Origin of the sequence: Bacteroides sp. M10 (assembly GCF_014334015.1) — a bacterium.
Classification (GTDB): domain Bacteria; phylum Bacteroidota; class Bacteroidia; order Bacteroidales; family Bacteroidaceae; genus Bacteroides; species Bacteroides intestinigallinarum.
In genome coordinates this window covers 2,727,868-2,751,763 of record NZ_CP060488.1, presented here as the reverse complement: position 1 = coordinate 2,751,763, position 23,896 = coordinate 2,727,868, and the positions used below count along the sequence as shown (strand labels likewise).

The window sequence follows — 23,896 nt, the reverse complement described above, 5'->3', positions numbered from 1 at the left end:
AAGATAGTGAATAATCGGTTACATCAGTTATTATTAACTGTTTTTAAAACCTCTTGGTTTATTTCAACCTTACCGGACTCACTCAATTCCCGCATCCAGCACGCGTCAAGATAGCTTCGATAATCCTTTCGAACCCGATCAATTACTTCCCGATAATCATCCGGACCTTTCATTTTTTCGCCTACTACAATAGTAAAAGGATAAGACATTAAAGGATCAAAATCACCCTTCTTAAAAACCAGTTTATCTATATATTTATTGTCTCCGTCGGCAAAAATTCCTTGTTCAACTTGTATCTTTTCCTCCCCGGATGTATTAAAAGTTTGCCGAAGCTTGTCCGCCCACTCTTTTTCCGGCACTTTCTTCAGCATTTTTTTGGCTTGCTTTGCCGTCTTTTTATCAACGCAATGAAGCACGACTCCTCTATACCGGGGGCTCTCCCACCGATAATCCGACGAATGAAATTTAAAATAAGTAGCCAATCCCGCCCGGTCGTTAGCTGCGGGCAAATCTATTTTCTGACGTGTTATCTCTTCCACCAAATAGTTTTCATCAGATTCCCGCAAGGCATAAAGAATTTCCGGATGCTTTTTATCGATATTCCGGCTTTCATAATCCAGCAATGACTTAGCTATAAATCCTTCCAACTGCCGTTTGACAGCTTGAGGATGAGAAGAGGCAAAATGCGTGAACATAGTTCCGGTGTATGCTTGTCCGTCAATCGTAAACAGGGTTTGTTCTGTACGGCCTTTCGCCAGCAGTTCTTCCATTGCCGCCTGATTGGGAGCATACTGCCATGCTTTTTTCAAGCGTTCGAGCACCGCGCCTGTACCTTTGTCCAAAATCTCCTTGCGCCGTATCCGTTCCATTAACCTGGCACTGACATTTTCGTAAGCAGCTGTTTCCTCCCGATCCATCACTTTCAAGATATGAATCCCTTCAGGAGTGAAAAAGGGCTGCGATGCCATACCTTTTGCCAGAGAGAAAGCAACATTCTCAAACTCGCTCGTTGTTTCCAGACATTCGATCCATCTACTTTGCTTATCATCCGAGTATATTTCGACCAAACGGTTAAAGTTCAAATCCGGCTGATTCTGTATCATCCGGTATATAGAATCCATCCGCGTTTTTTCTTCTTCTAAATGCCGGGAAGTGATTGTCTGTGGCAAACGTTTGAAAATCTGCATCACCTGTACCCTGCCGCTACGTGCTTTCAGTCCCATCTTCTGATAGATAGCACGGGCACAACTATCCATCACTTGCCTGTCTATCAGATAAGATTCCACCAACTCGGTCCGGCATTTCTCCTGTTGTTTACGAAAAACAGAGGTCGTATCAAGTCCGGCAGCCCTGGCTGCTTCCACTTTCAACTTCGATTGAGCGAAAAGTGCCGCATACTCTTTGGACGAAAGTCTGGCATTTGAACGTTCCGCATAACGGCGGTATGCATATTCAAATTCCGAACGGAGTATCTCTCTTCCGTTAACACGCATCAATACCGGATCTTCCTGTGCAAAGACCGCGACCACAAAGAGAGAAATACATCCCAACAACAGGCTTCTTTTCATCATCAATTTTTATTTTTCAAACAACAAACGGTGAGCAGTGAACACCCTGCTGATTATACAGCCTGTTCACCGTTCACCGTTAATAGTTCACCGTATCTATCTATTATTCCGGACGGCTATAGTTAGGCGATTCACTGGTAATCGTCACGTCGTGCGGATGACTTTCCATTACACCTGCATTGGTAATGCGGGTAAACTTAGCGTCATGAAGTTTCTCAATGTTAGCAGCGCCACAGTATCCCATACCTGCACGCAAACCGCCAGTCAGCTGATACACAACTTCGAAAAGTGTACCTTTATAAGGAACACGGGCAGCGATTCCTTCGGGAACAAGCTTCTTCACATCAGCAGTTCCACTCTGGAAGTAGCGGTCTTTCGAACCGTTCTCCATTGCTTCCAATGAACCCATACCACGATAGGATTTGAATTTACGACCATTAAAGATAATAGTGTCACCCGGAGATTCTTCTGTTCCGGCAACCAATGATCCGATCATTACGCAATATCCTCCGGCAGCCAATGCTTTCACCACGTCGCCCGAATAACGCAAACCACCATCGGCAATCAAAGGAATACCTGTACCCTTCAACGCTTTTGCTACATCATAGACAGCTGACAACTGTGGAACACCTACACCGGCAACCACACGAGTTGTACAGATAGAACCCGGACCGATACCTACTTTCACAGCATCCGCACCAGCTTCCACCAAAGCTTTGGCAGCATCTCCGGTAGCAATGTTACCTACCACAATATCAATATTCGGGAAGCGTTTCTTTGCTTCTTTCAGTTTTTCAATCACAAACTTAGAGTGTCCGTGAGCTGTATCAATCACGATTGCATCTGCACCGGCATCCACCAATGCCTGCATACGATCCAGCGTATCGGCAGTAACACCTACACCGGCAGCTACACGCAGACGACCTTTGGCGTCTTTGCAAGCCATCGGTTTATCTTTTGCTTTTGTAATATCTTTATAAGTGACAAGACCGATCAACTTTCCGTCCATTCCGACAATCGGAAGTTTCTCAATCTTATGTTTCTGAAGAATCTGTGCAGCAGATTCCAAGTCAGTAGACTGGTTAGTAGTCACCAATCTTTCTTTCGGAGTCATGACAAGATCAATATGTTTTGCCATGTCTCTTTCGAAACGCAAATCTCTGTTGGTAACAATACCCACCAAATAACCTTCATCATCTACCACAGGGATACCACCGATTTTATATTCCGCCATGATGTCCAGTGCATCCTGAACAGTAGAACCTCTTTTGATCGTTACAGGGTCATAAATCATACCATTTTCGGCACGCTTTACGATAGCAACTTGTCTTGCCTGTTCTTCGATAGACATATTTTTGTGAATCACACCGATACCACCTTCACGAGCAATGGCAATAGCCATTTTCGCTTCGGTAACCGTATCCATGGCAGCCGTCACAAAAGGAATTTTTAACTCAATGTTTTTTGAAAACTTAGTCGAGAGATCGACAGTGCGCGGTAAAACTTCAGAATAAGCGGGAATCAACAATACGTCGTCGTAAGTCAACCCATCCATTACAATCTTATCAGCAATAAATGACATAGGGCTATGCGTTTAAAAATTATTGCGTGCAAATATACGGTTTTTATTCAAAACCGCATACCTGCACGCCTATTTTTTTCGCTTTTTTAATTAGCCATTTCAGAGATGAACTTAATACGTACCAAACGAACTTCCTCTTCCGTGAAGTCATCGCCTAATTCGTCAAGCGCATCATCAATCTTATCAGTGGTAGATTCCTTGAAATAATCGTAGATATCAAGCATATGATCTTCATCCATGATTTCTTCCAGGAAGTAATCTATATTCAGTTTGGTTCCCGAATAAACGATCGCTTCTACCTCGTCCAGCAGTTCACCAAATTCAATCCCTTTGGAAAGAGCGATATCATCTAACGCCACTTTACGGTCGATAGCCTGAATAATAGCTACCTTCATCTTAGATTTATTGGCAACCGTACGTACCCGCAGGTCTTCCGGACGTTCTATCTCATTCTCTTCACAGTGGCGTTTGATTAATTTACAGAACTCTTCACCATAACGTTTTGCTTTTCCGGCACCTACGCCAGGTATATTCTGCAACTCGTCCAATGTCACCGGATAAATGGTAGCCATTGCTTCCAAAGACGGGTCCTGGAAGATCACATAAGGCGGCACTTCCAGTTTCTTCGAGAGTTTCTTCCGCAAGTCCTTCAACATGGAATAAAGAGCCGGGTCTACTGCACAGGAGCCACCGCCGCGTGCCGGAACTTCTTCTTCCGTCTCTTCGAAATCGTTGTCCTCGGTAATCTTGAATGACTTCGGTCTCTTCAGGAACTTATGTCCTTCCTCCGTCACTTTCAGGAGTCCGTAATGCTCCACATCTTTGCTCAAGTAACCTGCAATCAGCGCCTGACGAATCACTGCGTTCCATGTCTTATCCTCTTCACCCATACCGGAGCCGAAGACTTCGAGGTCTTCATGCAAATGCGCCTGTACTTCGGAAGTTTCTTTACCTTGTAGTATGTCTATAATATAATCTGCCTTAAAATTTTCTTTCACCGCGATAATCGCTTCAATCACGGCACACAATAACTCTTGAGCCTCCACTTGTTTTTTAGGGTTTAAACAGTTGTCACAATTTCCACAATTTTCTTCCGTATATTCTTCACCGAAATAATGCAGCAACGTCTTGCGTCGGCATACGGAAGATTCGGCATAAGCAGCGGTTTCCAACAGAAGCTGCTTGCCAATTTCCTGCTCTGCCACAGGTTTTCCTTGCATGAACTTTTCCAGTTTCTGCAAGTCTTTGTTTGTATAAAAGGTTATGCACTGACCTTCACCGCCATCTCTACCGGCGCGCCCGGTCTCCTGGTAATACCCTTCCAGACTCTTTGGAATATCGTAGTGAATCACGAACCTCACGTCCGGCTTGTCAATTCCCATACCGAAAGCGATAGTCGCTACAATAACGTCCACTTTTTCCATCAAGAAATCATCCTGATTCTTGGTCCTGGTCAACGAATCCATTCCAGCATGATAAGGACGCGCATTGATACCGTTTGCCTGCAGGATTTCAGCAAGTTCCTCCACTTTCTTCCGGCTAAGGCAATAGATAATGCCCGATTTCTCCGGATTGTTTTTGATAAACTTGATAATATCCCTGTCAATATTAGCGGTCTTCGCACGTACCTCATAATAAAGGTTCGGACGGTTGAACGAAGATTTGAAGACTTGAGCATCTACCATTCCCAGATTTTTCTGGATATCATGCTGCACCTTCGGTGTCGCCGTTGCGGTAAGCGCAATCAACGGAGCTTTACCTATTTCATTGATAATAGGGCGAATCCGCCGGTATTCCGGTCGAAAGTCATGGCCCCATTCAGAAATACAGTGAGCTTCATCCACTGCATAGAACGAAATCTTTACCGAACGCAAAAACTCTACGTTTTCTTCTTTCGTCAGCGACTCCGGCGCTACATATAGCAATTTTGTCTTTCCGGCAAGGATGTCCGACCTCACTTGGTCTATCGCGCCTTTATTTAATGAAGAATTGATAAAATGGGCGACGCCATCTTCTTCACTGAAATTGCGCATTGCATCCACTTGATTCTTCATCAACGCAATGAGCGGAGAAATTACGATTGCCGTACCTTCCATCAAGACCGAAGGTAGCTGATAGCATAAAGATTTCCCGCCACCGGTAGGCATCAGTACAAAGGTATCTTTACCATCGAGCAAGTTATTAATGATCGCTTCCTGGTTTCCCTTGAACTTATTAAATCCGAAATACTTTTTCAGTTCATCTGTTAAATTAATCTTCCCTGCCATCTTAACTAAGGTTGTTTTATTCAGTTCATGGTTTAACTTTAAGTATGTTCTCTTCTTCAAGAGAGCCAAACAAAGTTATAAACAACTTCGTAATTACCAAGCAAAATGCGACTAATATTTTCAAGAAAATACAGTTACGATCATTTTCTGTAGCCTTACTCTTTGATTTTAAGCGGTTTGTAGTCGTGCCATATTCGCTTTTTCCAGTTGCATCTTTGCATAATCCAGCGTCACCTTATACTCTTTTTTGTTCTCTGAAGGGATTTCAAACATGACATCCATCATGATTGTTTCCACAATAGAGCGCAATCCGCGGGCACCCAGCTTATATTCTACCGCCTTGTCGACGATATATTCGAAGACATCATCTTCAAATGTCAGCTTGATACCATCCATTTCAAACAGTTTGATGTACTGTTTGATGATTGAGTTTTTCGGTTCGGTAAGGATCGCACGAAGCGCATCCCGGTCCAGCGGATTCAAATAGGTCAACACCGGAAGACGTCCGATAATTTCGGGAATCAGTCCGAATGACTTCAAATCCTGTGGAGCGATGTACTGCATCATGTTATTCTTGTCTACCGTCGCTGTTTTCTGCGATGCCGTATAACCTACGACATGGGTGTTCAACCGTTGGGCGATCTTCTTCTCGATACCGTCGAACGCACCACCGCAGATAAAGAGAATATTCTTGGTATTTACCGGAATCATCTTCTGGTCCGGATGTTTACGGCCTCCCTGGGGAGGTACGTTCACCACAGAACCTTCGAGCAATTTCAGTAATCCCTGCTGTACGCCTTCACCGCTCACGTCGCGAGTGATGGAAGGATTATCTCCTTTACGGGCAATTTTGTCGATCTCGTCGATAAACACGATACCCTGTTCAGCTTCAGGTACATTATAATCTGCCACCTGAAGCAAACGGGTTAAAATACTTTCGATATCTTCGCCCACATAACCGGCCTCCGTCAGCACTGTAGCGTCTACAATAGTAAACGGCACGTGCAGTAACTTAGCAATCGTGCGTGCGAGCAACGTTTTCCCGGTTCCGGTACTACCCACCATAATAATGTTCGACTTTTCAATCTCCACATCATCACCGCTGTCTTTTTGCAACAGACGTTTATAATGGTTATAGACCGATACGGAAAGGAAGCGTTTCGCATCATCCTGTCCGATCACATACTGGTCGAGGAATTTCTTGATTTCTACCGGTTTGGGCAGTTCTTTTAAGTTGAGCTTGGTAGCTCCTGCACTTTTCTTGCTTTCTCCCAATGCTTCCTGAGTAATCTCATAAGCCTGGGTAGCACAGCTGTCGCAAATGTAGCCGCTCATTCCCGTAATCAGGAATCCGACTTCATTCTCCGACCGTCCACAGAAGCTACACCTTTTCTTTGTTTTTGAATCAGCCATTTTTATTTCTTAATCAATACCTCATCAATCATACCGTACTCTTTCGCTTCCTGCGCTGTCATCCAGTAGTCACGGTCAGAGTCCGCCCATACTTTATCGAAATCAGTATGCGAATGATCGGCGATGATCGTATAAAGTTCTTTCTTCAATTTCTGAATCTCACGAGCTGTGATTTCAATGTCCGATGCTTGTCCTTGCGCACCACCCATCGGTTGATGAATCATCACACGTGAGTGAGGCAATGCAGAACGTTTGCCTTCAGCACCAGCAACCAGCAATACGGCTGCCATTGAAGCTGCCATACCTGTACAGATGGTAGCAACATCGCTTGAAATAAACTGCATCGTATCATAAATGCCCAGTCCGGCATATACACTTCCGCCCGGAGAGTTGATATAGATAGAGATATCCTTACCCGGATCCACAGAATCCAGATACAACAACTGTGCCTGAAGCGTATTAGCTGTATAGTCATCAACTTGTGTACCAAGGAAAATGATGCGGTCCATCATCAAACGGGAGAAAACGTCGAGTTGAGTTACGTTCAACTGTCTTTCTTCCAGAATATAGGGATTCAAATACCCGGCCTGCGACTTAATCACATCATCCAATACCATGCCATTCATTCCTAAATGCTTGGTTGCGTATTTTCTAAAATCATCCATGTTAATTGTTCCTTTCTTATAAATTAAAAATAAACGTAAGTACAAAGAAACGAAAAAGAATACAGAGACACAAAAAAACACAGAGTTATAATTTTATAAAAACTCTGTGTTTCTGTGACTTTATATTTTATTCAACCGAATGATTACTCAAACATTTTATTGAATTCTTCGATCGAAACGTTCTTGTTTTCCAAAGTAACCTGCGCTTTCAGAGCAGCAGCAAGCTTCACTTCTACCACACGACTTACCAAATTATTGATAGTTTCTTTCTTCTTCAACATTTCCTGTGCATAGTTGTCAAGCACATCGTCAGGAATAGACAACATACCGTATTGAGCAAACTGTGCCTTTGTTGTTTCTCTAGCCATCTTCAGAACATCTTCCTGTTCTACTTTGATATCGTTTGCTTCAACCAACTGTTCCTTAATCAGGTGCCAAGTCAGTTCTTCAATGCTCTTATCATAGTTTTCAGCAACATATTCTTCTCCCTTTTCTTCGTTGTTCAGCAACATGATACGTTTCAGCAGGGCATCAGAGAATTCCAGTTTACCTACTTTTTCCATCATCACCTTACGAATGTCGATCAGGAATTTATAATCGCTGTCAGCCACAAATCTAGCTGCGATTTCTTCTTTAATCTTAGCGCGGAATTCTTCTTCAGTCTTCACAACACCTTCGCCGAATGCCTGGTCGAATACTTCCTGAGTCAATTCACCCGGAACAAAACGAGTGATTTCTTCTACCTGGAAGCTGAAATCAGACTTCACGTCTTTTGCAATTTCCTTGTCAATCTTCAACAAAGAACCCAGTTCGGCAGCATGTCCGTCATAAGCCACATTCGGATTGAACACCAATACATCATTTACTTTTGCATTAGCAAAAATAGCTTTCTGATCGTCGTTCTTCATGTAAGCAGGCATCAACACAGCAGCTTCTACCTGAATGCCACCTTCTTTTGTGTTGCCTTCTTCGTCCAACTGTGCCAGCAGACCTTTCAGCATATCATTATCTTCGTAAGCGTCTACCTTATCATACTTGCCAGTGCGTTGAGTGTACATCTTCACCTGGTTGTCGATCATTTCGTCAGAAACTTCGATAGTATAATAATCTACTTTATCTTTAGCACTTACTTCTGCTTTAAATTCAGGTGCCAAAGCGATGTCGAATACGAAATCGAATTCTTCCATTGTATCGAAATCAATATTCTGTTGCTTTTCTTCGTTAGGCAACGGCTCGCCCAACATATTCACCTTATTTTCTTTAATATAATTGTAAACAGCTTCTTGCAGTGCCTTATTCACAACCTCTGCAATTACCGACTTACCATACATCTTTTTAATAAGACTTGTCGGAACCATACCTTTACGGAATCCCGGAATCTGTGCCTTCTGACGGAGTGACTTCAACTCTTTGTCTACTTTCTCCTGATAATCGGCTTTCTCAAGCTTTACAGTAAGCTCTGCGCTTACTTTGTCAATGTTTTGTAATGAAACGTTCATTCTGACAATTATTTATTTGATTTATACTTTGTTCTATACTCAAAGAGGGTGCAAAATTAGTGCTAATCTTTCAAATTTCAAAAGACATTGCAGATTTATTTCAGCAACACCACCCATCTTTCACACATCTTTTACTGATATTTCACTGATATTCTACTCATATCCACACCTTAACAATGAAAATTCCCCATTAACACCCACCCCGCCAGGTTCCCCCGGCCTACTTTTTTCTCCGTCAAGCGAGTGCCCGTAACGGAGCGTTAAGAAGGGCAGACTGTTTGAGCGTAGCGAGTTTCTGCCCTTTAGCGTAGTGAAGGAAGCGAGTAGGAGAAAAAAGTCAGCCTTGAACTTTTCTTTGGTTCTTTCTTTTCTTTCAAGAGAAAAGGAAAGAACTTTTTTTTCTGATAATCCGCAAATTAACTTTCCAAAAAGATGGTTAATCCAAAAATTATTCTTTTCTTTGCTGCGGATTGATGGACCATTAGTTTCTCGATTTGATTACAAGGTTTTTACTTCCGTTACGAAAACGCATTTGTAAACTCTCTGTCGTTTTAATCTTTTTATTAGTAACCATCTATCCAGAGAGTTTTATTCATTTATTTATTTTTTATCATTTTCATTATGAACATTTATGTTGGAAACCTTAACTACCGTGTTAAGGAAGGAGATCTGCAACAAGTGATGGAAGATTACGGAGCAGTATCATCAGTTAAAGTTGTTATGGACCGTGAAACCGGTAAATCCAAAGGATTCGCTTTCATCGAAATGGAAGACGACGCTGCAGCTGCAAAAGCTATTGCTGAATTGAACGGAGCTGAATACATGGGCCGTACAATGGTAGTTAAAGAAGCTAGACCTAGAGCTTAATTGCCGACGCTAACATAGCTAAGAAAAAAAAGAAACTTCTGTCACCCGATGACAGAAGTTTTTTTATTACCCTTCCATTCCCTGCACTTCCACGTCCTTCACCTTACGGAGCAAGTCGGAAGCAAAGATAAAGTTATTCAGTCGTTCATTGGTAGAAGTAAAGATATCATCTTTCGTACCTTCCCACTCTTTATGTCCCTCATAAATATAAATCACCTTCTCACCAATTCCCAATACAGAGTTCATATCATGCGTATTGATAATGGTCGTCATGTTATATTCCTGCGTAATATCGTGGATCAGATCATCAATCACCAATGACGTTTTCGGATCCAGCCCCGAGTTCGGTTCATCGCAAAACAGATATTGCGGATTCAAGGCAATCGCACGCGCAATAGCCACACGCTTCTGCATACCACCACTGATTTCTCCCGGAAACTTATCTTTCGCTTCCCCCAGATTCACACGATCCAGACAGAACATCGCCCGTTTGATCCGGTCACGCAAGATATCGTTGCTAAACATATTCAGTGGAAACATCACATTATCAAATACGGTCATAGAGTCAAAAAGAGCCGCACTCTGGAAAATCATTCCCATTTCCTTGCGAAGCATCTTCTTCTCCTTCTTCCCCATCAGGACAAGGTTACGTCCGTCATACAAGACCTCCCCTTTCTCCGGAGTTAGCAATCCTACAATACATTTCATCAACACCGTCTTACCGGAACCACTCTGACCGATAATCAAGTTTGTCTTTCCATTTGCAAAGTCAGCATTGATATCACTCAATACTGTCTTGTCATCAAATGATTTATAAAGTCCTTTAATCTCAATCATCCCATCAAAAGTTTAGTTAATATCAAGTCTGAAAACAGAATCAATACACTGCTGGATACTACGGCATCCGTAGAAGCCTTTCCTACAGCAATCGAACCTCCCTCTACCGTGTATCCGAAGAAAGCGGACACACTTGCAATGATAAACGCAAAAAAGAGGGATTTGATGATACCCGCCCAGATAAACCATTCGTTAAACATATACTGCAAACCATATTCGAGATCGACAGCATTCATCACCCCGGCAAACCAACACGTGCAAAAGGCACCGATGATTCCGGCAAAGATACTAAACGTCACTAGAATAGGGATAACAGTCACCATCGCTGTAATCTTAGGCAAAATCAGGTAGTTCGCCGAATTGATACCCATGATTTCGAGCGCATCAATCTGTTGCGTCACCCGCATCGTTCCTAATTCCGAAGCAATATTCGACCCGACTTTTCCGGCAAGAATCAAACACATGATGGAGGAAGAAAATTCCAGCAACATAATTTCACGTGTCACATATCCCACTGTCCAGCGGGGCATCCATGGACTTTCGATATTCAACTTAATCTGGATGGTAATCACTGCGCCGATGAAAAACGAAATCAACAGCACAATACCGATGGAGTTCACACCTAGCTGCTCCAACTCGTTAAGGTATTGCCGAAAGAACATACGCATACGTTCGGGGCGGGAAAAAGTCCGTCCCATCAGCATGAAATATCTCCCGACGGTTCTCAATGCTTTTATCATAACTCACACTATTTGTCTGCAAATGTACATTATTTCAGCTTATTTTTACTACATTTGCCGCAAAATAACTAGAATATGGAAGAAAGCAAGATGGTGCTCCGCACGGAAGACCTGGTTAAGAAGTACGGTAAACGAACCGTTGTAAGCCACGTTTCCATCAATGTGAAGCAAGGTGAGATTGTAGGTTTGCTGGGACCGAACGGTGCCGGTAAGACGACTTCATTCTATATGACTGTAGGGTTGATTACTCCTAATGAAGGACGTATTTTCCTCGATGACCTGGAAATTACCAAATATCCGGTTTACAAACGCGCACAAACGGGAATCGGCTACCTTGCACAGGAAGCATCCGTTTTCCGCCAGATGAGCGTGGAAGATAATATCGCCTCTGTACTGGAAATGACCAACAAGCCCAAAGAATATCAAAAAGAGAAACTCGAAAGCCTGATTGCAGAGTTCCGTCTGCAAAAGGTACGCAAAAATAAAGGTAACCAGTTGTCGGGAGGTGAGCGCCGCCGTACAGAGATTGCCCGTTGTCTTGCCATCGACCCCAAATTCATCATGCTTGACGAACCTTTTGCCGGTGTCGACCCGATTGCCGTAGAAGATATCCAGCAAATTGTATGGAAACTGAAAGACAAGAATATCGGAATCCTAATTACCGACCACAACGTACAGGAAACGCTTAGTATCACAGACCGCGCCTATCTGCTGTTCGAAGGAAAGATCCTTTTCCAGGGAACACCGGAAGAATTATCGGAAAATCAGATTGTGCGTGAAAAATACTTGAGTAACAGTTTCGTGTTACGCCGAAAAGATTTCCAGTTGGAAAAATAGGTTCACCACAGAGGACACGGAGGACACAGAGGACACAGAGAAATAATAAATCAAAGACACGGACTGTCTCAACTATATAAATATATATTGGGGCAATCCGTGTCTTCTTATAAAATAAAACTCTGTGTCCTCTGTAGTGAATTTTATTTCTGTCGAATATAGATATTTACCGGAGTACCTGTCAGATTCCATTTCTCACGCATCTTATTTTCGAGGAAACGTTTATATGGCTCTTTCACATACTGCGGCAAGTTGGCGAAATATACAAATGAAGGCACCTGTGTATTCGGCAACTGTGTGATATATTTAATTTTGATATACTTACCTTTATTTGAAGGAGGCGGATAAGCCTCGATCAACGGAAGCATTTCTTCATTCAAACGTGCGGTCGGGATCTTTGTCGTCCGGTTCTCATACACACTACGTGCTTCTTCAAGCACTTTCAGAATACGTTGTTTAGTCAGTGCAGAAGCAAAGATGATCGGGAAATCGACAAACGGAGCAAAACGCGAGCGAACAGCTTCCTCAAACGCTTTCTGTACTTTCACCGATTTATCTTCCACCAAATCCCACTTATTTATAACAACTACCAGACCTTTCTGATTCTTCTGAATCAGAGAGAAGATATTCAAGTCCTGCCCCTCAACACCTCTTGTAGCATCCAACATCAGAATACAAACATCCGAACCTTCGATAGAACGAATCGAACGAACGACTGAATAATATTCCAAGTCTTCATTTACCTTGTTTTTCTTACGGATACCCGCTGTATCCACCAGATAAAAATCAAATCCGAATTTATTGTAACGAGTATAGATAGAGTCGCGGGTAGTTCCGGCAATCTCTGTTACGATATTACGTTCTTCCCCAATAAATGCATTTACAATGGAAGACTTTCCGGCGTTCGGACGTCCTACCACAGCAAAACGGGGAATATCATCATCCAGGATTTCTGACGACTCTTTCTTGAAATTGCTGACAATCAAGTCCATCAAATCACCCGTACCACTTCCTGTCATGGCAGAAACGCAATACGGATCGCCCAATCCCAGTTTATAGAATTCGGGAGCATTATATTGTAAATCGTGGTTATCCGTTTTATTGGCAACCATAATCACCGGACTATTAGCACGACGCAGAATAGCAGCTACCTGCATATCCAAGTCAGTCACTCCATTCATCACATCCACTACAAACAGAATGACATCCGCTTCTTCCACAGCCAATAATACCTGCTTACGGATTTCCTCTTCAAAGACATCATCCGAGTTGACCACCCATCCACCGGTGTCAACCACAGAGAATTCACGGCCCAGCCACTCAGACTTGCCATATTGTCTGTCGCGGGTTGTACCCGCTTCTTCATTCACAATAGCCTGACGAGTCTTCGTCAGACGGTTAAATAAGGTAGACTTGCCCACATTCGGGCGTCCTACAATTGCAACTAAATTACCCATAGTTCAATACCTTGTTTTTTCACGACTATCACAGTCGCATGAATACTCTTAATCTAACTGATAACCAAAATTGCGGAGTTCCTTATCCGAACTACGCCAATCCTTATCCACTTTCACATACGTTTCGAGAAAAATAGTCTTTCCAAAGAAACGTTCCAGTTCACGGCGAGCCTCGGTAGCCACCTTCTTCAACGCCTTTCCCTGTTTACCGATAATGATTCCTTTCTGCGAATCACGTTCCACGTTAATCACCGCCCGAATATGAATCTTCTTCGGTTCTTCCTTAAACTCTTCCACAACAACCTCCACCGAATAGGGGATCTCTTTATCGTAATAGAGCAGAATCTTTTCCCGGATAATCTCATTCACGAAGAAACGGGCAGGCTTATCCGTCCACTGATCCTTTCCAAAATAAGGAGGAGAATCGGGCAGCAGTTCTTTGATCCGCTTCATCACATAGTCTACATTGAACTTTGATGTAGCAGAAATCGGAATAATTTCGGCTTGGGGAAGCAACTCTTTCCATTCTTCCACCAGCTTTACCAGTTTTTCCTGATCTGTAAGATCTATCTTATTGATGAGCAAGAGAACAGGCACCGTCATCTGACGCACCTTTTCCATAAACTCATTATTCTTATCCGGCGTCTCCACCACGTCCGTTACATAAAGCAAGATATCCGCATCCGTCAATGCCGAAGTAGAAAAATTCAGCATAGACTCCTGTAGCTTATAATTGGGCTTCAATACACCCGGAGTATCAGAAAAAACAATCTGCATCTCATCCGTATTATAGATCCCCATAATCCGGTGACGAGTAGTCTGCGCTTTGAAGGTAGCGATCGAAATACGTTCGCCCACCAAGACATTCATCAATGTCGACTTTCCGACATTCGGATTTCCTACGATGTTTACAAAACCTGCTTTATGCATTTCTCTTTATTTTATTGGTTGAGACAAAAAAACGCATCGAATCGAAATAGGATGCGTTTTTGAGTGTTATAGTTCAGTAACTTACGTTACGATTCCTTCTTTCCATCATAACCCCATTTCACGTATACTGCGCCCCAAGTAAATCCGGCACCGAATGCAGTGAAAATGATGTTATCGCCTTTCTTGAGTTTATCTTCATAATCCCAGATACACAGAGGAAGTGTAGCGGCACTCGTGTTACCGTAATGCTCAATATTTACCAACACTTTATCCATTGGCACATCCATACGGTGAGCCACAGCCTCGATAATACGGACATTCGCCTGATGCGGAACAATCCAGTTGATACTATCTTTCGTCAGACCATTCTTTTCTGCGATTGCAGCAGAGACATCCGACATGTTGGATACAGCATATTTAAATACTGTTCTTCCTTCCTGGTGCAAATAGTGCATTTTATTGTCTACTGTGAAATAAGACGGAGGACAAACCGAACCACCAGCTTTCATGTGGAGGAAAGGCAAACCTTTGCCATCTGTTCTCAGTATCGAATCCATGATTCCGTAATCTTCCGTAGTGGGTTCCACCATAAAGGCAGCAGCACCGTCACCGAAAATAGGGCATGTAGCACGATCTGTATAGTTAACCATTGACGACATCTTATCGGCACCGACAATGATAATTTTCTTATATCTTCCCGAACGGATGAAATTAGCAACTGTCTCCATCAAATACAGGAATCCGCTACAAGCAGCCTGCAAGTCGAAGGCAAAAGCATTCTTTAGTCCGAGTTTATCACAAAGAATAGAAGCTGTAGAAGGGAAGTGATAGTCAGGAGTAGTGGTAGCAACAACAACCAAATCGATATCATCAGGATTAGCACCAGTCTTCTTCATCAACTGTTTGGCAGCTTTGCGTGCCATGTATGAACTACCTAATCCTTCCTCATTCAGAATATGTCTTTCCTTTACTCCGATACGAGTCATAATCCATTCGTCGTTGGTATCCACCATTTTTGATATCTCGTCGTTAGTCAAGATATAATCGGGTACGTACCCGCCGACTCCTGTGATTACTGCATTTATTTTTTCCATCAAACCTATTTTAAATTAGCAATACTATAATACTTAAAGCAGCCGGAGAGTTTCACCCCCAGGCTGTTTTCAGTATAACTGTACTAATTATACAGCTGCTTCTTTCTCAATAGCGAGCTTGCCTCTGTAATAGCCACAAGCACCACATACAGTGTGGTAAACGTGCCATTCACCGCAATTCGGACAAATAGCCAATGTAGGAGCTACTGCCTTATCATGAGTTCTTCTCTTCGCTTGTCTCGTACTTGATTGTCTTCTCTTAGGATGTGCCATTTTCTTAAAACTTTAATTATTATCTAATATTTTTTTTAATTCATTCCAGCGGGGATCAATTTGTTCCTCCACTTCTTCCTCAATTACGATGTCATCTCCACCTGTGTCGAAAGTATCATCGCTATCCTCATTCGCATTTGTTTTCAAATGCTTGTTCAATTTACCAGTCATCGCTTTATTGCACTTACCGGGAGCATGTACATGCTTCATGGGTACAGAGAGCGCAACAAACTCATACATGAACCATGCAACGTTGATTTCCCCTTCTTCCTCGGGAATCACAATCAGGTTGTCACCTTCTTCTGCATATTCATGTCCAAACTTTACCATCAGTTTATCAGAAGAACTGATAGGTAGCTCCATATCATCCAGACAACGGTCACATGGTACTGATACCATTCCCTCAGTCTGAAAACTCAGCTCGAAAGCACGAGAGGTTCTTTTCACGGTCAATGTAACATTCACCTTTCCTTTCTGAACTTCAGGACCATCAATGTGAGCGAAGTAAAGGTTATCCAATACAAACTCATACTTAACAGAGTCTGTTTGCATTCCTTTCAAGTCAATTTTGTATTTATCAAACTTTCCCAAAGCTTCTCTCTTTTTTAAATCGTTAGCTTACAATTCGGGCGACAAAGATACAAATAAATATCCTCATAACATACAAATTATCAGTAAATATTCACTTTTTTAATAGGTATTATGAGGTTTGTATCTGTTAAAAACGGCGATATAAATACCAAAGTAATAAAAAACAGAAAGCCTCGCCCGTCCAATAGACAAGCGAGGCTTCTTAAAAACGGCGGCTACCTACTCTCCCACTGTTACGCAGTACCATCGGCGTGACGAGGCTTAACTTCTCTGTTCGGAATGGAAAGAGGTGGAACCCTCGTGCTATAACCACCTGAATAAGGTTATGACATGATGAAAAGTAAAAATTCAGTGTCTAGAAAGCTAAACGTATATACCCAACCGGTACATGTTCGAAAGAAAGTGAACGGGCAATTAGTAATGCTCGGCTTTGATGTTACCACCTTTACACCTGCATCCTATCAACGTCATCGTCTTTGACGACCCTAAGAAATCTAATCTTGTGGCTGGCTTCGTACTTAGATGCTTTCAGCACTTATCCAATCCCGACTTAGATACCCAGCAATGCACCTGGCGGCACAACTGGTAAACCAGCGGTCAGTCCAACACGGTCCTCTCGTACTAGTGTCAGAGCCACGCAAATTTCATACGCCCACGATAGATAGAGACCGAACTGTCTCACGACGTTCTGAACCCAGCTCGCGTGCCACTTTAATGGGCGAACAGCCCAACCCTTGGGACCTTCTCCAGCCCCAGGATGTGACGAGCCGACATCGAGGTGCCAAACCCCTCCGTCGATATGAGCTCTTGGGAGGGATCAGCCTGTTATCCCCGGAGTACCTTTTATCCTTTGAGCGATGTCCCTTCCATACGGAAACACCGGATCACTATGCTCTAGTTTCCTACCTGATCGACTTGTCTGTCTCCCAGTCAAGCGCCCTTATGCCATTACACTCTACGGACGGTTACCAATCGTCCTGAGGGCACCTTTAGAAGCCTCCGTTACACTTTTGGAGGCGACCACCCCAGTCAAACTACCCACCAAACAGTGTCCTCGTTTCTACGAGTTAGAACTCAAATAATCAAAGGGCCGTATTTCAACAGCGACTCCACAAATACTGGCGTACCTGCTTCAAAGTCTCCGGCCTATCCTACACATCAATTACCCAAATTCAATGTTAAGCTATAGTAAAGGTTCACGGGGTCTTTTCGTCCCATCGCGGGTAATCGGCATCTTCACCGATACTACAATTTCACTGAGCTCACGGTTGAGACAGTGTCCAGATCATTACACCATTCGTGCAGGTCGGAACTTACCCGACAAGGAATTTCGCTACCTTAGGACCGTTATAGTTACGGCCGCCGTTTACTGGGGCTTCAATTCAATGCTTCTCTTGCGATGACATCTCCTCTTAACCTTCCAGCACCGGGCAGGTGTCAGGCTGTATACGTAATCTTTCAATTTGGCACAGCCCTGTGTTTTTGTTAAACAGTTGCCTGGACCTATTCTCTGCGCCCAACTCTCGTTGGGACCCTTTATCCCGAAGTTACAGGGTCAATTTGCCTAGTTCCTTAACCGTGAATCACTCAAGCGCCTTAGTATATTCAACCCGACTACGTGTGTCCGTTTACGGTACGGGTACCTTAAAGATTAAGTTTAGCGGATTTTCTTGGGAGTATGTTTACACGCACTATTACCTTGTTCCGAAGAACGCGGTATACTATCAGGTTCGACTCTTATCCTGGATTTGCCTGGGATAATCAACATCTACACCCTTCAACGGACTATTCCGTCAGTCCGCGGCGCTGTCACTCCTCCGTCTCCACGTCACTCTTTAAGGTAGTACAGGAATATTAACCTGTTCTGCCATCGGCCTCACCGTTCGGCTGAGCCTTAGGACCCGACTAACCCTGATCCGATTAGCGTTGATCAGGAAACCTTAGTCTTTCGGCGAGGGGGTTTCTCACCCCCTTTATCGTTACTTATACCTACATTTGCTTTTCCACACGCTCCAGCAAAGCTCACGCTTCACCTTCGACGCAGAGTGGAATGCTCCCCTACCGATCCTTACGGATCCCATAGCTTCGGTAAATTGCTTGATGCCCGATTATTATCCACGCCAAACTCCTCGACTAGTGAGCTGTTACGCACTCTTTAAATGAATGGCTGCTTCCAAGCCAACATCCTAGCTGTCTTAGCAATCTGACTTCGTTAGTTCAACTTAGCAATTATTTGGGGACCTTAGCTGATGGTCTGGATTCTTCTCCTTTAGGACATGGACCTTAGCACCCATGCCCTCACTCCTGGGATCGAACTACTGCGCATTCGGAGTTTATCAAGACTTGATAGGCGGTGAAGCCCTCGCATCTTATCAGTCGCTCTACCTCACAGTAGTAATTCCCAAGGCTGCACCTAAATGCATTTCGGGGAGTACGAGCTATCTCCAAGTTTGATTAGCCTTTCACCCCCACCCTCAGTTCATCCGGAAGCTTTTCAACGCTTATCGGTTCGGTCCTCCAGTTAGTGTTACCTAACCTTCAACCTGACCAAGGGTAGATCACTTGGTTTCGCGTCTACTCCTTCCGACTAATCGCCCTGTTCAGACTCGCTTTCGCTTCGGCTTCATGTCTTAAGACACTTAACCTTGCCGGAAAAAGTAACTCGTAGGTTCATTATGCAAAAGGCACGCCGTCACTTCTTACAAAGCTCCGACCGCTTGTAGGCGCACGGTTTCAGGGACTATTTCACTCTTCTATTCGAAGTGCTTTTCACCTTTCCTTCACAGTACTGGTTCGCTATCGGTCTCTCGGGAGTATTTAGCCTTACCGGATGGTCCCGGCAGATTCACGCAAGATTCCTCGTGTCCCGCGCTACTCAGGATACCACTACGCTTCGTTTAGCTTCGAATACCGGACTATCACCGTCTATGGTCCCATTTTCCAAAGGGTTCTTCTCACTAAACTTCTTGCGATGTCGTGGTCCTACAACCCCAATATTGCCGTAACAACATTGGTTTGGGCTAATCCCCGTTCGCTCGCCACTACTAGGGGAATCATTATTATTTTCTTTTCCTACAGGTACTAAGATGTTTCAGTTCCCTGTGTTAGCCTCTTGCTATGCAAGATGTCATTCCTTCAGAATGACGGGTTGTCCCATTCGGAAATCTTCGGATCAAAGGTTATTTGCACCTTCCCGAAGCTTATCGCAGCTTATCACGTCCTTCATCGCCTCCGAGAGCCAAGGCATCCGCCATGCGCCCTTGCTTACTTTCTTTCAAACTTCTTAAATTGAAAATTGAGAATTGAGAATTAAAAAATAATACTCAATGACAATATCAATCACGTACGGTTTGATATATACTTTTAGCTCTTACTAAAATTTTACTTTTTGTACATCATGTCAAAGATCGTTTCTCTTTTCAGAGATGGTGGAGAATAACGGATTCGAACCGTTGACCCTCTGCGTGCAAGGCAGATGCTCTAGCCAGCTGAGCTAATCCCCCAAGAGGTTATCAAGAATTGCTGCATTCCGCTTACGCGTCATTCCTTCGTTCTTGAGCTTGGTAGTCCCAGGCAGAGTTGAACTGCCGACCTCTACATTATCAGTGTAGCGCTCTAACCAACTGAGCTATAGGACTAGTTCAACCTTGTCTACCTGTATGTTAGACTCGGCTTCTTTTTTCTCTTGTTTATCTCTATCTATACTTCTATAGATGGTTGATCTATATATTATAAATAAACAAGTACCAGTAGTACAAAAAACAGAACCTTTAAAGTCTATAAGTGGCTGTCACGTTTAGGTGACAGTTACGACATCGCTCCAGAAAGGAGGTGTTCCAGCCGCACCTTCCGGTACGGCTACCTTGTTACGACTTAGCCCCAATTACCAGTTTTACCCTAGGACGCTCCTTGCGGTTACGTACTTCAGGTACCCCCGGCTTTCATGGCTTGACGGGCGGTGTGTACAAGGCCCGGGAACGTATTCACCGCGCCATGGCTGATGCGCGATTACTAGCGAATCCAGCTTCACGAAGTCGGGTTGCAGACTTCGATCCGAACTGAGAGAGGTTTTTGGGATTAGCATCACGTCGCCGTGTAGCTGCCTTCTGTACCCCCCATTGTAACACGTGTGTAGCCCCGGACGTAAGGGCCGTGCTGATTTGACGTCATCCCCACCTTCCTCACATCTTACGACGGCAGTCTCTCTAGAGTCCTCAGCATGACCTGTTAGTAACTAAAGATAAGGGTTGCGCTCGTTATGGCACTTAAGCCGACACCTCACGGCACGAGCTGACGACAACCATGCAGCACCTTCACAAATGCCTTGCGGCTATATAGTTTCCTACATATTCATTTGCAATTTAAGCCCGGGTAAGGTTCCTCGCGTATCATCGAATTAAACCACATGTTCCTCCGCTTGTGCGGGCCCCCGTCAATTCCTTTGAGTTTCACCGTTGCCGGCGTACTCCCCAGGTGGAATACTTAATGCTTTCGCTTGGCCGCTTACTGTATATCGCAAACAGCGAGTATTCATCGTTTACTGTGTGGACTACCAGGGTATCTAATCCTGTTTGATACCCACACTTTCGAGCATCAGTGTCAGTAACAGTCTAGTGAGCTGCCTTCGCAATCGGAGTTCTTCGTGATATCTAAGCATTTCACCGCTACACCACGAATTCCGCCCACCTCTACTGTACTCAAGACTGCCAGTTTCAACTGCAATTTTACGGTTGAGCCGCAAACTTTCACAACTGACTTAACAATCCACCTACGCTCCCTTTAAACCCAATAAATCCGGATAACGCTCGGATCCTCCGTATTACCGCGGCTGCTGGCACGGAGTTAGCCGATCCTTATTCATATGGTACATACAAAATTCCACACGTGGAAAACTTTATTCCCATATAAAAGAAGTTTACGACCCATAGAGCCTTCATCCTTCACGCTACTTGGCTGGTTCAGGCCTGCGCCCATTGACCAATATTCCTCACTGCTGCCTCCCGTAGGAGTTTGGACCGTGTCTCAGTTCCAATGTGGGGGACCTTCCTCTCAGAACCCCTATCCATCGTAGTCTTGGTGGGCCGTTACCCCGCCAACAAACTAATGGAACGCATCCCCATCGATAACCGAAATTCTTTAATAAAAATATCATGCGATATTCGTATGCTATCCGGTATTAATCTTTCTTTCGAAAGGCTATTCCGGAGTTATCGGCAGGTTGGATACGTGTTACTCACCCGTGCGCCGGTCGCCATCTCTTCTATTGCTAGAAGAATGCTGCCCCTCGACTTGCATGTGTTAAGCCTGTAGCTAGCGTTCATCCTGAGCCAGGATCAAACTCTTCATTGTAAAAGTATTTTTTATCATCAGTTAAGATGATCTTTTTGCTCTGTTCAGGACGCCGTAAATTTATTGACCTTATTCAAATACCTATTAGTCTTAACTGTATCGCTACTGAATAAGACAAGTATTGACGGTTCTATTTTTTTACTTGTACTACTTGTATTGTTTATCAATATTTCAAAGAACTAACGTGGCTTCCGCCGCTTCTGCTTTCTTTGCGAAAGCGGATGCAAAGATAAGGACTTTTTTAGATAACCTCCAAACTTTTTTCAAAGTTTTTTTTGTTTTTATTTTCTGTGGCCTTCATCTTATAGCAGAATGTCAATCATTAGGCTCTGTCTCTCTAGCAAAGCGGGTGCAAAAGTAGACAACTTATCTATAACATCCAAATATATCTGACTATTTTTTCTAATTATTTTTAGATACCCACCCTAACTTACTGAATCATAACGATGTTGTAGAACATATTTTTCTTCATATATGTTACATCTATATGAAAACAGGCCGGAAATGGCACATTATTATATTACATACGCGCGTGTAGAGCAAATAACAAAAAGATATTCGCAAAGAGAAGGTAAAAAGAGAAGTACTCTTAAAGAAACAAACTAAAAAATAGATTTCTACAGGACAAGAACACATAAAAAAGTGAGAATAGCTATCTGTTATCACTCTACTTTAGTTTATAATTCGCTCCTACTAATCAATAAATAAATTACTATCCTAATTTCAGCATACAGGTATCTTTCTTTATAAGATATGCCACTTCATAGGCTTTCTTCTTATGTTCAATATTCATTTGCTTAGTAGTTGGCAAGGGCTCACTGCAGTGAACAAATAAGCTATCAAATGTAAGCAAATAAGCTAACGATAGTAAACAAATTCGTTCACTGCAGTGAGCTGTTAAAAGACATTAGGGCTTATCAGAAGAATCACGAGGAATAAACATCTATTATATAAGGCATTGACGTCTATTGCATAGAAGAGTATAAGATAAAAGCGAATAGACAAGCCACTTATTATAAACTGTTTAAGATAGAATCAGGACGAGACAGGGTGAGGGTAACTTTTTACCCTCACCCTACTACCGCACTTACCCTCACACATTGTAACCACGATGAACAAAGGGATTGAGCGAAAGTGTGAGGGTGTGAGGGTAAAAGTGATACAAAAATTTAGTTGAAATGAAATATTAAAAGCATCCATGTTCTATTAAAAAAGAAGGAGCTGCACAGTGCAATGCATTCTTTCTGTTAAAACCTCCGGGATACTCAAACAAAAAGAACCTCCGTCTGTTACATTAGCGATTTAAACATAGTAACCTAAACTTTAAAATTATGGCTAGAGAAAGTGTAAAAATCCTACAAGGTAAATTAGATGTAGAAAGTTTAATTTCACAGTTGAACGCAGCATTGGCTGAAGAGTGGTTGGCATATTACCAATATTGGGTAGGTGCATTAGTAGTGGAAGGCGCCATGCGTGCCGACGTACAAGGTGAGTTCGAGGAACATGCCGAAGAAGAACGTAGACATGCACAGCTGCTTGCCGACCGTATCATCGAGCTGGAAGGGGTTCCGGTACTTGATCCGAAACAATGGTTCGAACTGGCAAGATGCAAATATGATGCTCCGCAAGGCTTCGATTCAGTCAGTTTGCTGAAGGATAATGTTGCTTCCGAACGCTGTGCCATTCTCCGTTATCAGGAAATTGCCGACTTTACTAACGGGAAAGATTTCACCACTTGTGATATCGCCAAACATATTCTTGCCGAAGAGGAAGAACATGAACAAGATTTACAAGATTATCTGACTGACATTGCCAGAATGAAGAAATCATTTCTCGAAAAGTAAATTCTAATTTAATAATGATTAGGTGAGAGAGGGTGCATCCGAAATACAGGATATGCCCTCTTTTATGTAATAGTACGATAAAA

Annotated in this window: 16 protein-coding genes, 2 tRNA genes and 3 rRNA genes; 3 read left to right on the top strand and 18 right to left on the bottom strand. The window is 43.2% G+C overall.

Going from position 1 to position 23,896, the window contains the following annotated elements; translation table 11 throughout:
* Window positions 1-23 precede the first annotated feature (23 nt).
* The 6 genes from H8796_RS09715 to tig form a co-directional block, all read right to left on the bottom strand.
* Entirely contained in the window at window positions 24-1,568 is a 1,545-nt protein-coding gene (locus H8796_RS09715) for a peptidylprolyl isomerase (protein WP_117938024.1), read from the bottom strand.
* 103 nt (window positions 1,569-1,671) lie between these two features.
* Window positions 1,672-3,150 carry an IMP dehydrogenase gene (gene guaB, locus H8796_RS09710; RefSeq protein ID WP_004324659.1) on the bottom strand — a complete coding sequence of 493 codons (1,479 nt, stop codon included), beginning with the start codon at window positions 3,148-3,150 and terminating at the stop codon, window positions 1,672-1,674.
* Window positions 3,151-3,236: 86 nt separating this feature from the next.
* A complete protein-coding gene (gene recQ / locus H8796_RS09705) occupies window positions 3,237-5,417 on the bottom strand; it encodes a DNA helicase RecQ (RefSeq protein ID WP_004324651.1) in 2,181 nt (726 codons plus the stop codon).
* A gap of 168 nt (window positions 5,418-5,585) precedes the next feature.
* The gene (gene clpX, locus H8796_RS09700) at window positions 5,586-6,830 is read right to left on the bottom strand and encodes an ATP-dependent Clp protease ATP-binding subunit ClpX (protein ID WP_004324650.1); all 1,245 of its coding nucleotides are present in this window, start codon (window positions 6,828-6,830) and stop codon (window positions 5,586-5,588) included.
* A 2-nt stretch (window positions 6,831-6,832) separates the two neighbouring features.
* Entirely contained in the window at window positions 6,833-7,495 is a 663-nt protein-coding gene (gene clpP / locus H8796_RS09695) for an ATP-dependent Clp endopeptidase proteolytic subunit ClpP (protein WP_004297164.1), read from the bottom strand.
* A gap of 143 nt (window positions 7,496-7,638) precedes the next feature.
* A complete protein-coding gene (gene tig / locus H8796_RS09690) occupies window positions 7,639-8,994 on the bottom strand; it encodes a trigger factor (RefSeq protein ID WP_004297162.1) in 1,356 nt (451 codons plus the stop codon).
* 621 nt (window positions 8,995-9,615) lie between these two features.
* Here tig and H8796_RS09685 point away from each other — a divergent pair.
* The gene (locus H8796_RS09685) at window positions 9,616-9,861 is read left to right on the top strand and encodes an RNA-binding protein (RefSeq protein WP_004297160.1); all 246 of its coding nucleotides are present in this window, start codon (window positions 9,616-9,618) and stop codon (window positions 9,859-9,861) included.
* 66 nt (window positions 9,862-9,927) lie between these two features.
* On the opposite strand, the gene H8796_RS09680 is transcribed toward H8796_RS09685, so the two are convergent.
* Both H8796_RS09680 and H8796_RS09675 read right to left on the bottom strand, forming a co-directional pair.
* Window positions 9,928-10,698, bottom strand: a complete 771-nt coding sequence (locus H8796_RS09680; protein ID WP_004324648.1) for an ABC transporter ATP-binding protein — start codon at window positions 10,696-10,698, stop codon at window positions 9,928-9,930.
* Window positions 10,695-11,438, bottom strand: coding sequence for an ABC transporter permease (locus H8796_RS09675; RefSeq protein ID WP_004297154.1), 744 nt, complete (start codon window positions 11,436-11,438; stop codon window positions 10,695-10,697). Before H8796_RS09675 ends, H8796_RS09680 begins: the two co-directional genes overlap by 4 nt.
* Window positions 11,439-11,513: 75 nt before the next feature.
* Here H8796_RS09675 and lptB point away from each other — a divergent pair, with 75 nt between their 5' ends.
* Window positions 11,514-12,275, top strand: coding sequence for an LPS export ABC transporter ATP-binding protein (lptB, locus tag H8796_RS09670; protein WP_004297152.1), 762 nt, complete (start codon window positions 11,514-11,516; stop codon window positions 12,273-12,275).
* A gap of 143 nt (window positions 12,276-12,418) precedes the next feature.
* Here the strand turns inward: lptB and der are convergent, their stop codons facing one another.
* From der to H8796_RS09620, 10 genes are all read right to left on the bottom strand, one after another.
* Window positions 12,419-13,732 (bottom strand): ribosome biogenesis GTPase Der, encoded by a 1,314-nt coding sequence (gene der / locus H8796_RS09665; protein WP_004297149.1) that lies wholly within the window; start codon window positions 13,730-13,732, stop codon window positions 12,419-12,421.
* Between the two features lie 48 nt (window positions 13,733-13,780).
* The gene (era, locus tag H8796_RS09660; RefSeq protein ID WP_004297147.1) at window positions 13,781-14,662 is read right to left on the bottom strand and encodes a GTPase Era; all 882 of its coding nucleotides are present in this window, start codon (window positions 14,660-14,662) and stop codon (window positions 13,781-13,783) included.
* 86 nt (window positions 14,663-14,748) lie between these two features.
* Complete coding sequence (locus tag H8796_RS09655) at window positions 14,749-15,756, bottom strand: beta-ketoacyl-ACP synthase III (protein ID WP_117938014.1); 1,008 nt, start codon at window positions 15,754-15,756, stop codon at window positions 14,749-14,751.
* 87 nt (window positions 15,757-15,843) lie between these two features.
* On the bottom strand, window positions 15,844-16,029 hold the full coding sequence (rpmF, locus tag H8796_RS09650; protein ID WP_004296852.1) for a 50S ribosomal protein L32: 186 nt from the start codon (window positions 16,027-16,029) through the stop codon (window positions 15,844-15,846).
* Between the two features lie 12 nt (window positions 16,030-16,041).
* Window positions 16,042-16,620, bottom strand: a complete 579-nt coding sequence (locus H8796_RS09645; RefSeq protein ID WP_074638659.1) for a DUF177 domain-containing protein — start codon at window positions 16,618-16,620, stop codon at window positions 16,042-16,044.
* Between the two features lie 206 nt (window positions 16,621-16,826).
* A 5S ribosomal RNA gene (rrf, locus tag H8796_RS09640) occupies window positions 16,827-16,937 on the bottom strand.
* Between the two features lie 77 nt (window positions 16,938-17,014).
* Window positions 17,015-19,894 (bottom strand): 23S ribosomal RNA (locus H8796_RS09635).
* Window positions 19,895-20,046: 152 nt separating this feature from the next.
* Window positions 20,047-20,123: transfer RNA gene (locus H8796_RS09630), tRNA-Ala, on the bottom strand.
* Window positions 20,124-20,181: 58 nt separating this feature from the next.
* Window positions 20,182-20,258: transfer RNA gene (locus tag H8796_RS09625), tRNA-Ile, on the bottom strand.
* A gap of 186 nt (window positions 20,259-20,444) precedes the next feature.
* Window positions 20,445-21,969 (bottom strand): 16S ribosomal RNA (locus H8796_RS09620).
* Together the 16S, 23S and 5S rRNA genes with 2 tRNA genes alongside form the textbook arrangement of a ribosomal RNA operon.
* Before the next feature lie 1,331 nt (window positions 21,970-23,300).
* On the opposite strand from H8796_RS09620, the gene H8796_RS09615 reads away from it, so the two are divergent.
* Window positions 23,301-23,813 (top strand): ferritin-like domain-containing protein, encoded by a 513-nt coding sequence (locus H8796_RS09615; protein WP_004299950.1) that lies wholly within the window; start codon window positions 23,301-23,303, stop codon window positions 23,811-23,813.
* Window positions 23,814-23,896 lie beyond the last annotated feature (83 nt).